Raw genomic sequence first — 14,163 nt, forward strand, 5'->3', positions numbered from 1 at the left:
CTCCAGCGCCCGCCCGATCCGGTGCAGCAGCCCCGGCGCATCCTGGGCCCGTACCTCGATCACCGTCGCAAGACGTGAGCCCGCCGCGGCCACCTTCACCCGGGGCGGCGGCGCCTGCACGCCCCTGCGGCGCGGGTACGCCGCCTCCCGCTCCGCCAGCTTCGCCCTGATGTCCAGGGATCCGTCCAGCGCCCGTACGAGATCCGCCCGCAGCCGCGCCGCCTGCGGCAGCGACCCGTACTCCGCCGCCACCCGCCAGCTCAGCAGCAGCACGTCTCCCGGGACGCCCAGTTCCCCGGGCAGTTCCACGGCCCGCAGGTCCGCCGCCCGTACCGTCAGCCGGTGCAGGGCGAGCACCCCGGCCACGGCGGGCAGCACCCCGGGCTGGTCGGGCAGCGCGATCAGCAGTTCCACGCCGACCGGTTCCGGCCGGCCGTCCTCCTGCGGGGCCTCCGTCTGGGTGTGCAGCGCCAGCACCGGCTCGCCTGTCCGCAGCGCCTCGATGGCGAGCCGCTCCTGCTCCGCGCTGGGCGCGGCCGGTTCCGGCTCCTCAGGGGCGTCCCCCGCCAGCACCGCTCCGACCCGCTTCACCAGATCCGCGACCAGCGAGCCCCGCCACGCCGACCACGCCGCAGGGCCGGTCGCCAGTGCGTCCGCCTCGGTCAGGGCGTGCAGCAGTTCCAGCGTCGATACGGATCCGACCTGCTCGGCCACCGACCGCACGGTCGCCGGGTCGTCGAGGTCCCGCCTGGTCGCTGTCTCGATCAGCAGCAGATGGTGGCGTACCAGCGTCGAGAGAACCGCGACCTCGCCGGCGTCGAAGCCGATCCGCGCCGCCACGTCCCGTGCGATGACTTCCCCGGCCACCGAGTGGTCCCCCGGCCAGCCCTTGCCGATGTCGTGCAGCAGGGCCGCGACGAGGAGCAGGTCGGGCCGGCCCACCCGACGGGTCAGCGACGAGGCCCGTACCGCCGTCTCGACCAGATGCCGGTCGACCGTCCAGGTGTGTACGGGATTGCGCTGCGGCCTGCAGCGCACCCGCTCCCAGTCGGGAAGGAGCTGGGTGATCAGCCCCTCGGCCTCCAGGGCCTCCCAGACCGGAATGGTCGACTCCCCCGCCCCGAGCAGCGTCACCAGTTGCTCGCGCGCCTCGGCCGGCCACGGCACCGGCAGCGGCTTCGCGGCGCCCGCCAGGCGCCGTACGGCATGCAGCGAGATCGGCAGACCCGCCTGCGCGGCCGCGGCCGCCGCCCGCAGCGGGAGCACCAGGTCCTTCTCGGGCTTGGCGCTGCGCGCGAGCACGACCTCGCCCTCCAGCTCCACCACACCCTCGGCGAGCGGGGTCCGTTCGGCCGCCGGGGGCTTCCCGCCCAGCATCGTCCGCAGCCTGGGCCGCGCGGACCGGGCCCGCAGGACGCGGTTCACCTCGCGCCAGGTCACATCACTTGCGTACGACACCGTGCGCGCGGCCTCGTACACCTGCCTCAGCAGCACATCCGCGTCCAGCAGGCCCAGTTCCGCGGCCACTTGATCCTGTTCCTGCAGGGCGAGCCGGTCCGTGGCCCGCCCGGTCACCAGATGCAGCGCGTCGCGCGCGTCCATCAGCCGCCGGCGCGCCCCGTCAAGGCCTTCGCGCGGTGCGTCCGCCAGCCAGGACGCGGCCACCGCCCGCAGCGCCGTAGCGTCGCGCAGCCCGCCGCGCGCCTCCTTCAGATCGGGCTCCAGGAGGAACTGCAGCTCGCCCTGGCGCTCGGCGCGCTCCGTGCACAGTTCGTAGAGCTCGGGGAGCCGCTTGGGCGCCTGGTTGCGCCAGTCCGCGAGTACGGCGGTGCGCAGGCCCGTGGTCAGTCCCAGATCGCCGGCCACATGGCGGGCGTCGAGCAGCCCCAGCTGCACCTTCAGATCGGAGCCCGCGGTCTTGCGGGCCTCGCCGGGAGTCCGTACGGAGTGGTCCAGTGCGAGTCCCAGGTCCCACACCGGGTACCAGATCCGGTCCGCGAGTGAGGCGATCGCACTCGCGTCCGCGCTCCCGTCGTGCAGGAGCAGCAGGTCCAGGTCGCTGCGCGGCGAGAGCTCCCCGCGTCCGTACCCGCCCACGGCCACGAGGGCCGCTCCCCGCACGCCGGCCGCCTCGGCGGCCGGCGTGAAGAGTGCCTCCACCCAGTCGTCGGTCAGCCGGGAGAGGGCAAGACGGCGCGGCGGCCCGGACTGCGCCTTCTCATTGAGGAGGTGCAGCCGGGCCGCCGCGTAACCGCTGGGTGCCTCGGGCTGTTCCGGACGATCGGGCTGTCCCGTCGTCGCATCGATGCTCGTCACCCAGCAGTTCCCGTCTCTTGTCGTGTGCTCAGAGGGCGTCCGGGCCGCGTTCGCCGGTCCGCACGCGGACCGCCGTCTCGACCGGCACGCTCCATACCTTGCCGTCACCGATCTTGCCGGTTCGGGCCGCCTTCACCACGACATCTATGAGTTCCTCCGCGTCCGCGTCCTCGACGAGCACCTCGATGCGGATCTTCGGTACGAGGTCCACGGTGTACTCGGCGCCGCGGTAGACCTCGGTGTGCCCGCGCTGACGGCCGTACCCGCTGGCCTCCGTGACGGTGAGTCCCTGTACCCCGAAGGCCTGCAGGGCCTCCTTGATCTCGTCCAGCCGGTGCGGCTTCACCACTGCGGTGATGAGCTTCATGCGTCCACCTTCTTCGTCTGCCCGGCCGTACCGGCCGTGGGCACTGCTGCCGTACGGGGAGCCGCGCCGCCGCCGGCCCCGCTGAAGTCGTAAGCGGTCTCGGCGTGTTCGGTCTGGTCGATGCCCGAGACCTCGACGTCCTCGGTGACCCGCATCCCGATCGTCTTGTCGAGCAGGAAGGCGAGGACCGCGGAGACGACCAGGGAGTACCCGAGGACCGAGCCGACACCGATGGCCTGGATGCCGAGCTGGTGGAAGCCGCCGCCGTAGAAGACACCCGCGACGTCCGACTGCACTCCGCCGGTGGCGAAGAAGCCGATCAGCAGGGAGCCGACGACACCGCCGACGAGGTGGACGCCGACGACGTCGAGCGAGTCGTCGAATCCGAAGCGGAACTTGAGGCTGACCGCCATGGCGCAGAGCACACCGGCGATGGCGCCGACCGCGATCGCGCCGAGCGGGGAGACCGCACCGCCCGAGGGGGTGATGGCGACGAGTCCTGCGACCGCGCCGGAGGCCGCGCCCAGCGTGGTGAAGGAGCCGTGGCGGATCTTCTCGTAACCGAGCCAGGCGAGCATGGCGGCGGCGGTGGCGACCTGGGTGTTGATGAACATCACCGCGCCGACGCCGTCGTCGTTGCCCAGCCAGGAGCCGGCGTTGAAGCCGAACCAGCCGAACCACAGGAGCGCTGCGCCCAGCATCACCAGCGGGAGGCTGTGCGGGCGCATCGGATCCTTCTTGAACCCGACGCGCTTGCCGATGACCAGGATCACGCCGAGGGCGGCGGCACCGGCGTTGATGTGGACCGCCGTACCGCCGGCGAAGTCGATGACGCCCTTCTTGAAGAGCCAGCCGTCGGAGGCCCAGACCCAGTGGGCGACGGGGAAGTAGACAACAGAGACCCAGAGGGCGATGAACAGCGCCCAGGCGCTGAACTTGACGCGGTCGGCGAGCGCGCCACTTATCAGGGCCGGTGTGATGATCGCGAACATCAGCTGGAAGACGGCGAAGACGTAGACCGGGATGGTGTATCCGGGCCAGAGCTCGGTCAGGCCGATACCGCTGAGGCCGAAGTAGCCCTTGGTCCAGCCGAAGAAGCCGTTGCTGGCGCCGAAGGCGAGGCTGAAGCCGTAGAGCACCCAGAGGATCGTGACGATCCCGAGGCTGATGAAACTCATCATCAGCATGTTCAGGGTGGACTTGACCCGGACCATGCCTCCGTAGAAGAAGGCCAGGCCCGGTGTCATGACCATCACCAGGGCGGAGCAGATGAGCATGAATCCGGTGTTGGCCGAAGACAGCGTTGGGGCGTCTGCGGCAAGCGTCGTGATGCCTGGGGGCATCGGCGTCTCCTCGTCGTTGGTACGGCCTGTGCGGGCGAGCAGGTGCGAAAAGGGGTGGCCGGTTATGGACGTTGAGGTTTGCGCAGCGCGGTTTCGGACGATGCCGCACGATGTTTCACCGCAGTGACGAAGAGGCGGGGCGTGTTACGCCCCGGTGAATTGCCGGATCAGTCCGGTTGCCCGGCGATACCCTGCGCACATCGCAAGCCGGCCGCGGCTCTCACCCGCTGACCTGGCGTGGGGGAGCCGAGTCGGGCTGTACGGGGTGAGTGCCGCGGCCGGGGTCTGTGGGACCGGGACCGTACTCAGACCGCTTCCGCGGTCTCGGGGAGCTGCACGGCCATCAGCTCGGTCAGATCGATCACTTCGGGTACGTCACCGAAGTCGCGGACGGCGGTGTCGACCGTCTTGCGCAGCCGGGTGTTGACGCGCTCGGACCGCACCCGCCTGGCGATGTCCACGGCGCGGGCCGCGAGGACCGTGGACTGCTCGGGCTCGCGCTTGAGCAGGTGGACGGTGGCCATGCCGATCAGGTTCAGTGCGTACGAACGCTGGTGCTCGTCGTCCTTGCCGAAGAGCTCGACGGCTTTCTCCATCACCGGTTCGGCGAGCGAGGCGTACGTCGGGGAGCGGCCCGCGACATAGGCGAGGTCGCGGTAGGAGTGGGAGTTCTCGCCGTTGAGCTCGGCGTCGGAGAAGAAGCGGATCCAGTCGGGCTCGGGCTCGCCGTCGAATCCGGCGTCGGTGAAGGTGTCCTCGGCCATCCGCACGGCCCGCTTGCACTTGCTGGGCTGGCCCATGTTGGCGTACGCCCGCGCCTCCATCGCATACAGCATCGCCTGGGTGCGGGGCGTCGCGCAGTCGCGGCTGCCGTACTGCGCGAGATGGATGAGCTCCAGGGCGTCGTCGGGGCGGCCGAGGTGGATCATCTGGCGGCTCATGGACGACAGGACGTACGAACCGAGCGGCTTGTCGCCGGCCTCCTTGGAGGCGTGCAGGGCCAGGACGAAGTACTTCTGCGCGGTGGGCTGCAGCCCGACGTCGTAACTCATCCAGCCGGCCAGTTCGGCGAGCTCGGCGGCGCACTTGAAGAGCCGCTGCGCGGTGGCCTCGGGCTGCGGCTCCTGCAGGAGGTCGGTCACTTCGTGGAGCTGGCCCACGACCGCCTTGCGGCGCAGGCCGCCGCCGCACTGGGCGTCCCACTGGCGGAACATCGCGGTGGTGGACTCCAGGAGGTCCAGTTCGGGCCTGGAGAGGCGGGAGGGGCGGCGCGAGAGCGCCTGGGCGTCCAGGACCTTGGGCTCGGCGGCGGGCGAGGGCACCAGCCAGCGCTGCATGGGCTCGATGAGCGCGGGGCCGGCGGCCAGCGCCAGTGAGGTGCCGAGGAAGCCGCGCCGCGCCAGCATCAGGTCGCTGCGGGAGAACTCGCTGAGCAGGGCGACGGTCTGCGGGCCCGCCCAGGGCATGTCGACCCCGGACACCGAGGGCGACTGGTGTGCCGTGCGCAGTCCGATGTCCTCGATGGCGACGACCGAGCCGAAGCGCTCGGAGAAGAGCTCGGAGAGGATGCGCGGGATCGGCTCGCGCGGCTGCTCGCCGTCGAGCCAGCGGCGCACCCGGGAGGTGTCGGTGGAGATGTGGTGGGCGCCCATCTGGCGCGCCCGGCGGTTCACCTGGCGCGCCAGCTCGCCCTTGGACCAGCCGCTGCGCATGAACCACGAGCCCAACTGCTCGTTCGGGCGCTTGCCGGCCTGTGTGCCGCTCTCGCCACCCTCGCCGCTGCCGCCCACTGGAATGCCCCCATCCCGCTGATACCTCTGCGCCCCGGGCCCTCGGCCCGAGCACGTTCACATCCGAACCCCTATCAGAATGCCGTGAGTTGGGGCCTCTGTCTGGGGCTTGCACCCCTTCGAACAGGAAACCGAGTTGCCTCCGGCATACCCACGCGTGCACAGCGCCCCAGGGTTCGTGTACTGAAAGTAATCCTACGATCACCCCTCTCGCGAGGGCGATTCCATAAACGCCACCATTCGCCACCCCTCCGAGTGAACTCGCCTGCCGCCAGGCGCGATTCACTTGACATACGACGATCAGGAGCAGTTGGAGCGATGTGCGCCGGGGCGTGCGTCTTGACCCGCACCACCCCACGCGTCACTCCACGCCGCCAGATCCGGGCCGTTGGCAACAGAGCGTCACCAGTACGCTCCACGTCGTAACCACCGGCGCGTTCACCCGTTGGAGGGGGCATGGGCTTCACGATCGGCGGAATCCGGGGCACCAAAGAGACCAGGCCCGGCGCGAGGCGCCGGGGCCGTACCGCGTCGGACTGCACGGCGGTGGCGGAATACACCGGCCTGTGGGGCTGGGACGTGGCACCGGGAGCGAGGGCCGCAGCGGGCAACTGCTCCTGCGGAAGCCCTTCGTGTACGTCCCCGGGCGCCCACCCCCTGGACTTCGCCAAGGGGGTTCCCGCGGGCGCCACCCTCGACGAGGTGACGGAGGCCTGGTCGGAAACGCCTGGCGCGGCGGTCCTCCTCGCGGTGGGCCGGAGCTTCGACATCATCGACATCGCGGAGGCGGCGGCCCGCCGTGCCCTGGTCCGCCTGGAGCGCATGGGGCTCCCGCTCGGCCCGGTGACGGTCACCCCGACGGGGCGCGCCCAGTTCTTCGTGGCGCCAGGCGCCGCGGCGGAGCTCCCCGCGCTGCTCTACCGCATGGGCTGGGACGACGCGGGCCTGGACCTGCACGGCCTGGGCCCCGGCGCGCACATCACGGCACCGCCGTCGGACCTGAGCGGCCTCGGCCCGGTCAGGTGGCTGCGCCCGCCGACCCTGGAGACTTCGGCCGGTCCCCCGCAGGCCCGCCTGCTCCTGGGCACCCTGGCGTACATCTGCCACCGCCCATATTCCTGACGCACGTGGGAGGGGCCCGCCACACCTGCACCGTGTGACGGGCCCCTCTCTCCTTCTTGACGCGCACCTCGCACCGCTTCGCGGGCTTCGGTGCGCTGCGGCGGACGCTGTCCGCCGACCCACAACCCGGGACCTCAGTCCCCGATCAGCGCGTCCACGAACGCCTCCGGCTCGAACGGAGCCAGGTCGTCCGCGCCCTCGCCCAGACCCACCAGCTTCACCGGCACGCCCAGCTCACGCTGCACCGCGATCACGATGCCGCCCTTGGCCGTGCCGTCCAGCTTCGTCAGGACGATGCCGGTGATGTTCACGACCTCCGCGAACACCCGCGCCTGCACGAGGCCGTTCTGGCCGGTCGTCGCGTCCAGTACGAGCAGCACCTCGTCCAGCGGACCGTGCTTCTCCACGACCCGCTTGACCTTGCCCAGCTCGTCCATCAGGCCGGTCTTGGTGTGCAGCCGGCCCGCGGTGTCGATCAGTACGACGTCCGCGCCCTCGGCGATACCCTCCTTCACCGCGTCGAAGGCGATCGACGCCGGGTCGCCGCCCTCGGGGCCGCGCACCGTACGCGCACCGACCCGCTCGCCCCAGGTCTGCAGCTGGTCGGCGGCGGCGGCGCGGAAGGTGTCGGCCGCGCCGAGCACCACGCTGCGGCCGTCGGCGACCAGCACGCGCGCCAGCTTGCCCGTGGTGGTGGTCTTGCCGGTGCCGTTGACCCCGACGACCATGACGACACCGGGGGTGTCCACGCCGCCCTCGGTCTTGACGGTGCGGTCGAAGTCCGTACCGAGCAGCTTCAGCAGCTCCTCGCGGAGCAGCGCGCGCAGATCCTCGGGCGTACGGGTACCGAGCACCCTGACCCGCTCGCGCAGCGCCTCGACCAGCTCCTGGGTGGGAGCGACGCCGACGTCCGCGGTGAGCAGGGTGTCCTCGATCTCCTCCCAGGTGTCCTCGTCGAGGTTGTCCCGGGACAGGAGCGTGAGCAGCCCCTTGCCGAGGGAGTTCTGCGAGCGGGCGAGCCGGGCGCGCAGCCGCACCAGGCGGCCCGCTGTCGGCTCGGGTACTTCGATCTCGGGGGCGGGCGGCGCCGCGACGACAGGGTCCTCGACGGCGGCGGGCTCCGCGACGGCCTCGTCGGCCGAGACGGGAAGTTCGACTTCCTCGATCGTCCGGCGCGGCTCGTCGCGTGGGGGTGCCGCGTCCTCGCCGACCTGCGGTTCGGCGGGAGGGGCGGTGATGGTCGGCGCGGAGGGCGGGGCCGGGGGCAGCTGCTTCTTCTTGCGGCTGGTGACCACGAGCCCGCTGATCGCGACGACGGCGACCAGGGCGATGACTACAACAAGGATGAGGATTTCCATAACCCGACCAGTATCGACCATGCCCCGCCAGGACAAGGGCGCTTGTAGCTTCCCCCAAAGAACAAAGGGCGATCTAGGCCATATGACGTATTAAACTACGATGGAGCCGACCCTATCAACGCGCGTAGAGTCCAAAGCGAAAACCCCCCACCGGCTCAATGTCGAGCCGAGCGAGAGGCATGGACCCCCACACCATGAGCACCACTGCCGAAACCGAAGGCGCCATCGAAGGCGCAATCGAGACACGCGGCCTCGAGCCCGTGCCCGACAGCGAGCGCACCGGCCGCGTCCGTGACCTCTTCCCCACCTGGGTCGCGGCGAACATCAGTGTGCTGCTGCTCACCATGGGCGCCAGCCTGGTGGCCATCAACGGGCTGAACTTCTGGCAGGCGCTCATCGTGGCGGTCGCCGCCCCGATCGTCAGTTACGGCCTCGTCGGCCTCATCAGCATCGCGGGCAAGCGCGGCGGCGCCCCCGGCATGGCGCTCTCCCGCGCGGTCTTCGGCCAGCGCGGCAATCTGCTGCCGGGATCGCTGATCTGGGTCGCCCGCTGGGGCTGGGAGACCATCAACGCGGTGACCGGTGCGTACGCCCTGCTCACCGTGCTCGACATCTGCTTCGGCATCAAGAGCAACGACTTCCTGATCATCGTCACCCTGCTGCTCTTCGTGGTCGTCACCTTCGCGATCTCGGGCCTGGGCATCAACGCCGTCCAGAAGTGCAACAAATACGCGACCTACTTCTTCGGCGCCTTCTCGCTCCTGGTGCTCGGCTATCTCATCGCCACCACCGACTGGTCCGCGGTCTTCGACCGGCCCGCCGGCAAGACGGCCCTGGTGGTCGCGGGCATCGGCACCATCGCCGCGGGCGGCGTCAGCTGGATCCCCGCCGCCCCCGACTTCACCCGCTACCTGCCGCGCACCGCATCGGCCAAGGCGATGGTCGGCAACTCCGTCGGCGGCGCCGGCATCGTCGTCCTGCCGATGGTCCTGATGGGCGCGGTCATGGCGGTCTCCACCCCGGACCTGGCCACGGCCCAGGACCCGGTGTCCTTCCTCGGCGACCTGCTGCCGATGTGGATCGCCGTCCCGTACCTGCTGATCGCCCTGGTCGGCATGCTGCTGATCAACGCGATGTCGATGTACTCGGCCGGATTCACCGCGCAGACCCTCGGCTTCAAGATCCCGCGCCACTGGGCGGTCTCCATCAACGCGGCGATCTCGCTGATCTTCGGCGGCATCCTGATGCTGGCCGCCACCGGCTTCATGGGCAACTTCATCGCCTTCCTCTCGCTGCTCGCCGTGGCGTTCTCCGCCTGGGTCGGCGTCTTCGGCGCGGACATGCTGAGCCGCAAGGAGTACGACGGCGAGGCCCTGCTCGACACCACGCGCACCAGCGCCTACTGGTACAAGGCCGGTTTCAACCCGTCCGCGGTCGTCGCCTGGGCCGTCGGCCTCGTGGGCGGTCTGCTCTTCACCACCAGCCAGTGGTTCACCGGACCGCTCGCCGCCAACAACCCGGTCGGCGAGTACGGCCTGGGCTGGGTGGCGACCATCGTCATCTCCGGCCTGCTCTACCTGGCGCTCCCCCAGCAGAAGCCCACCGCCACCGAGGGCGCGGTCGAGGCCCAGGAGCCCGAGCCCCTGGCTGTCTGACGCCGCGTCAGCTACTGTCCCCCCTCGCCAACTCCCACCCGGCGAAGGGGGACTTTCCCGTCATGGCCTTCACAGTGGTCCGCTTCAACCTGATCGATCCCGACGCGACCCCCGAGACACTCTCCGCCCGCTATCGCGCCGCCATCGACATGGCCGCGTACGCGGACACCCATGCGGTCGACACCCTGCAGACCGAGGAACACCACGGAGCCGCCAACAACTGGCTGCCCTCACCCCTCACCTTCGCGGGCGCCGTCTTCGGCGCGACCAAGCGCATAGCCGTCACCGTCTCCGCGGTCATCGGCCCGCTGTACGACCCGCTCCGCCTGGCCGAGGAGATCGCGGTCCTCGACCTGCTCAGCGCGGGCCGCCTGGTCACGGTCGCGGGCATCGGCTACCGCCCTGAGGAGTACGAGCAGCAGGGCGTCGAGTGGGGCCGCCGAGGCAAGCTGCAGGACGAGCTCCTGGAGACGATCCTGGAGGCCTGGAAGGGCGAGCCCTTCACCTTCCGCGGCCGTACGGTACGCGTCACCCCGCGCCCCTTCACCCAGCCGCACCCGCTCCTCCTCGTCGGCGGCTCGTCCAAGGCCGCGGCCCGCCGCGCCGCCCGCCTGGGCCTGCCCTTCTTCCCCAGCGCGCACATGCCGGATCTCGAGGCGTACTACAACGAGCAGCTCGCAGAGCACGGCACCGAGGGCTTCTGCATGATGCCGACGGCCGAGATCCCGCTGCTGCACATCTCCGAGGACCCGGACCGCGCCTGGGCGGCGTACGGCAAGCACTTCCTGCACGAGGCGCTGACGTACTCCTCCTGGCAGTCGAAGGACATCCACTCGGCGGTGCGCTCCGGCGCGGGGACCGTGGAGGAGCTGCGCACCGAGGGCGTCTACCGCATCGTCACCCCCGACGAGTGCGTGGCGCTGGCGACGGAGGGGGGCGCCGAGAATCTCGTACTGCACCCGCTGTGCGGCGGCATGCCCGTCGAAGAGGGCTGGAGCAGCCTGCGGCTCTTCGCGGAAAAGGTGCTGCCCCGGCTCAAGTAGACCTTGAGCCGGGGCAGTTTCCGCAGGAGGAGGGGGCAGCGGGGGGTTAGCCCATCTCCTCCAGGGTCTTGCCCTTCGTCTCCTTCACGAACTTCAGAACGAAGGGGATGGAGAGCGTCGCGAAGGCGCCGTAGATGATGTACGAGCCGCTCAGGCTCCACTCCGACATGCTCGGGAAGGTCTTGGTGATCGCGAAGTTGGCGAGCCACTGGGCCGTTGCGGCGACACCGAGCGCGGCGGCTCGGATGCGGTTCGGGAAGATCTCGCCGAGCAGGACCCAGACCACCACACCCCAGGAGAGGGCGAAGAAGAGCACGAAGGCGTTGGCGGCGATGATCGCCGTCAGGCCCTGGCCGTTGGGGAGCGAGACGTCCGAACCGGAACCGGTCTTGTACGAGAACGCCCAGGCGCAGGTGAACAGCGAGACCGCCATGCCCGCCGAACCGATGATGGCGAGCGGCTTGCGGCCGATGCGGTCGACGAAGATCATCGCGATGACCGTACCGATGATGTTCACGATCGACGTCTCGAACGAGTACAGGAACGAGCTGCTCGGGTCCTTGCCGACCGACTGCCACAGCTGGTTCGAGTAGTAGAAGATCACGTTGATGCCGACGAGCTGCTGGAAGACCGAGAGTCCGATACCGATCCAGACGATCGGCAGGAAACCGACCTTGCCGAGCAGGTCCTTGAACGTGGACTTGTGCTCGCCGGCCATGCCCGCCTCGATCTCGGCGACGCGCGCGTCGAAGTCGACGCCGGTCCCCTCCACCTCGGCCAGCACCTTCTTGGCCTCGACATCGCGGCCGACGGAGACCAGGAAGCGCGGCGACTCGGGGATCACGAAGGACAGCAGTCCGTAGAGAACAGCCGGGACGACCATGACGCCGAGCATCCACTGCCAGGCCTCGAGACCGCCGAGCTTGCCGCGCTGGTCCCCGTCGGCCATGTTCAGAATGCCCCAGTTGACGAGCTGGGAGACGGCGATACCGATGACGATGGCAGCCTGCTGGAACGAGGCGAGCCGGCCTCGGTAGGCGGGCGGGGCCACCTCGGCGATGTAGGCCGGGCCGATCACGGAGGCCATGCCGATACCGATGCCGCCGATGAAACGCCAGCACATCAGGTCCCAGACCGCGAACGGCAGGGCCGAGCCGACGGCGCTGACGGCGAAGAGAACCGCGGCCATCTGCATGACGCGGATACGGCCGATCCGGTCGGCGACCCGGCCCGCGATGGTCGCGCCGAGGGCACAGCCGAGCAGTGCGATCGCGGTGACCCAGCCGAGAGTGTCGGCGCTGAGTTCGAACTTGTGCTGGATGGCCACCGTCGCGCCGTTGATCACGGAACTGTCGTAGCCGAAGAGGAAGCCGCCCATCGCAGCCGCCGCCGTGATGAAGATGACATGGCCGAGGTGGTCCGGGGCGGCCGAGCCGCCTCCGGACGACGGTGCCTGCGCTGTGCTGGTCACGTTGACTCCTGGGGCCCGACAACGGTGACGGGCATGGGGGGACGAGCCCTTCTAGTGGCGCACAACTCGCCGTCAGCCACCACTTGAAGGTAAAAGCAACGCTGCAGAGACTATGCCTTCAAGTTCCGAAGTCAATAGTCGGCATGCTGTGAGTTTTTAGGCATGATGAGGCGACTTGCGTTCAACACTTGAACTTAATCAGCGGAGGCGCTGGCTGATGACCTTGGAGACGCCGTCGCCCTGCATGGAGACGCCGTAGAGCGCGTCGGCGACCTCCATCGTCCGCTTCTGGTGCGTGATGACGATCAGTTGGGAGCTCTCCTGAAGCTCCTCCATGATCCGGATCAGCCGCTGCAGATTGGTGTCGTCGAGGGCCGCCTCGACCTCGTCCATCACATAGAACGGGCTCGGCCTGGCCTTGAAGATCGCCACCAGCATGGCAACGGCCGTCAGGGATCGCTCGCCTCCCGACAGCAGCGAGAGCCGCTTCACCTTCTTGCCCGGGGGACGGGCCTCGACGTCCACGCCGGTGGTCAGCATGTTGCCGGGATCGGTGAGGACCAGACGCCCCTCGCCGCCCGGGAAGAGTCGCGCGAACACCCCTTCGAACTCCCGCGCCGTGTCCCTGAACGCCTCGGTGAAGACCTGCTCGACACGCTCGTCGACCTCCTTCACCACCTGAAGCAGGTCGATCCGGGTCTTCTTCAGGTCTTCAAGCTGCTCCGAGAGGAACTTGTGCCGCTCCTCCAGCGCCGAGAACTCTTCGAGCGCCAGCGGATTCACCTTCCCGAGCTGCTGATACGCCCGTTCGGCCGCCCTCAGCCGCTTCTCCTGCTCACCCCGTACGAACGGCACCGGCTGGTTCCTGGGGTGTTCCGGATCATCCGGCAGCTCCTCCCCCTCCGCCGGGGGCGAGGGCGGCACCAGCTGCCCCGGGCCGTAGTCGGCCACGAGCCCCGCCGGTTCCACACCCAGCTCTTCCAGCGCCCTGGCCTCCAGCTGCTCGATCCGCATCCGCTTCTCGGCACCGAGCACCTCACCGCGGTGAACCGAATCGGTGAGCTTGTCGAGCTCCGACTTGAGGTCCCGCCCCTGGCCACGCTCGGATACGAGGTCCTGCTCACGCTCCGCCTTGGCCGCCTCGGCCGCGGCCCGCTCGGCATCCGCCCGTACCAACGACACCTCGACATGCGTGAGCAACTGCCGCGCACCGTCCGCGACGGCACGCGCCACCCCGGCCTCGTGGAGCAGCCGCGCCCGCCGCTGCTCGGACCGGGCGCGCGCCTCGCGCTCGACCCGTGCCCCGCGGTCGAGCGCCTCGGCCCGCCCGGCGAGCCCCTTCACCCGCTCCTCGTGCGTACGGGCCTGGAGGCGCGCCTCCATCTCGGTCTGCCGCGCGTTGGCGCCGTCGGCCGCCAGCCGGTCCCGTACGGAGGTGTCGGGCTCCTCCTCCGCCGGCATCTCCTCGGCGACCAGCAACCGCTCGGCCAGCACCTCGGCCTCCTCGGCCGCCCGCTCCAGCGCCTCCTGCGCCTTGGCCGTCGCCGCGGCCGACCGCTCGGCCTCTCCCGCCGCGCCGCGCGCCTGGCCCGCGAGGCGTCCCAGCTGCTGGGCCACCCCCGACTTCTCCCGCTCGGCGGCCCTCCGCCGCTCCCCCAGCTCCTCGACGAGCGCGGCGGGAGAGGCCGAGCGGTCGGC

General features: G+C 70.1%; 10 protein-coding genes. 3 read left to right on the forward strand and 7 right to left on the reverse strand.

The features are described 5' to 3' along the window. The 4 genes from J0695_RS07470 to nsdA all read right to left on the reverse strand — a co-directional run. Positions 1 to 2,316 (reverse strand): [protein-PII] uridylyltransferase (locus tag J0695_RS07470; RefSeq protein ID WP_307798481.1); only part of this gene is annotated, 2,316 nt, incomplete at its 3' end. Between the two features lie 28 nt (positions 2,317 to 2,344). Then, on the reverse strand, positions 2,345 to 2,683 hold the full coding sequence (locus tag J0695_RS07475) for a P-II family nitrogen regulator (RefSeq protein WP_206961063.1): 339 nt from the start codon (positions 2,681 to 2,683) through the stop codon (positions 2,345 to 2,347). Continuing rightward, complete coding sequence (locus J0695_RS07480; protein WP_206961064.1) at positions 2,680 to 4,026, reverse strand: ammonium transporter; 1,347 nt, start codon at positions 4,024 to 4,026, stop codon at positions 2,680 to 2,682. Before J0695_RS07480 ends, J0695_RS07475 begins: the two co-directional genes overlap by 4 nt. A gap of 305 nt (positions 4,027 to 4,331) precedes the next feature. Beyond that, a complete protein-coding gene (gene nsdA, locus J0695_RS07485; protein WP_206961065.1) occupies positions 4,332 to 5,816 on the reverse strand; it encodes a transcriptional repressor NsdA in 1,485 nt (494 codons plus the stop codon). Positions 5,817 to 6,272: 456 nt separating this feature from the next. Between nsdA and J0695_RS07490 the strand changes: the two genes are divergently transcribed. Beyond that, positions 6,273 to 6,938, forward strand: a complete 666-nt coding sequence (locus J0695_RS07490; protein ID WP_206961066.1) for a bifunctional DNA primase/polymerase — start codon at positions 6,273 to 6,275, stop codon at positions 6,936 to 6,938. 134 nt (positions 6,939 to 7,072) lie between these two features. On the opposite strand, the gene ftsY is transcribed toward J0695_RS07490, so the two are convergent. Then, positions 7,073 to 8,296, reverse strand: a complete 1,224-nt coding sequence (gene ftsY / locus J0695_RS07495; RefSeq protein WP_206961067.1) for a signal recognition particle-docking protein FtsY — start codon at positions 8,294 to 8,296, stop codon at positions 7,073 to 7,075. Positions 8,297 to 8,490: 194 nt separating this feature from the next. Between ftsY and J0695_RS07500 the strand changes: the two genes are divergently transcribed. Both J0695_RS07500 and J0695_RS07505 read left to right on the forward strand, forming a co-directional pair. Continuing rightward, positions 8,491 to 9,951 (forward strand): cytosine permease, encoded by a 1,461-nt coding sequence (locus tag J0695_RS07500; RefSeq protein ID WP_206961068.1) that lies wholly within the window; start codon positions 8,491 to 8,493, stop codon positions 9,949 to 9,951. Positions 9,952 to 10,013: 62 nt separating this feature from the next. Then, entirely contained in the window at positions 10,014 to 10,994 is a 981-nt protein-coding gene (locus J0695_RS07505) for an LLM class flavin-dependent oxidoreductase (protein WP_206961069.1), read from the forward strand. Positions 10,995 to 11,040: 46 nt separating this feature from the next. Here J0695_RS07505 and J0695_RS07510 read toward each other — a convergent pair whose 3' ends face one another. Both J0695_RS07510 and J0695_RS07515 read right to left on the reverse strand, forming a co-directional pair. Beyond that, entirely contained in the window at positions 11,041 to 12,465 is a 1,425-nt protein-coding gene (locus tag J0695_RS07510) for a sugar porter family MFS transporter (RefSeq protein ID WP_206961070.1), read from the reverse strand. A gap of 198 nt (positions 12,466 to 12,663) precedes the next feature. Then, positions 12,664 to 14,163: AAA family ATPase (locus J0695_RS07515; RefSeq protein WP_206961071.1), on the reverse strand; the 1,500-nt coding region annotated here is incomplete at its 5' end.

It is taken from the genome of Streptomyces beijiangensis, assembly GCF_017315755.1.
Classification (GTDB): Bacteria; Actinomycetota; Actinomycetes; order Streptomycetales; family Streptomycetaceae; genus Streptomyces; species Streptomyces beijiangensis.

Coding starts and splice junctions, on each gene's coding strand:
- J0695_RS07500 (WP_206961068.1), top strand. CDS start 8,491: ATGAGCACCACTGCCGAAACCGAAGGCGCCATCGAAGGCGCAATCGAG.
- J0695_RS07480 (WP_206961064.1), bottom strand. CDS start 4,026: ATGCCCCCAGGCATCACGACGCTTGCCGCAGACGCCCCAACGCTGTCT.
- ftsY (WP_206961067.1), bottom strand. CDS start 8,296: ATGGAAATCCTCATCCTTGTTGTAGTCATCGCCCTGGTCGCCGTCGTC.
- J0695_RS07490 (WP_206961066.1), top strand. CDS start 6,273: ATGGGCTTCACGATCGGCGGAATCCGGGGCACCAAAGAGACCAGGCCC.
- J0695_RS07475 (WP_206961063.1), bottom strand. CDS start 2,683: ATGAAGCTCATCACCGCAGTGGTGAAGCCGCACCGGCTGGACGAGATC.
- J0695_RS07505 (WP_206961069.1), top strand. CDS start 10,014: ATGGCCTTCACAGTGGTCCGCTTCAACCTGATCGATCCCGACGCGACC.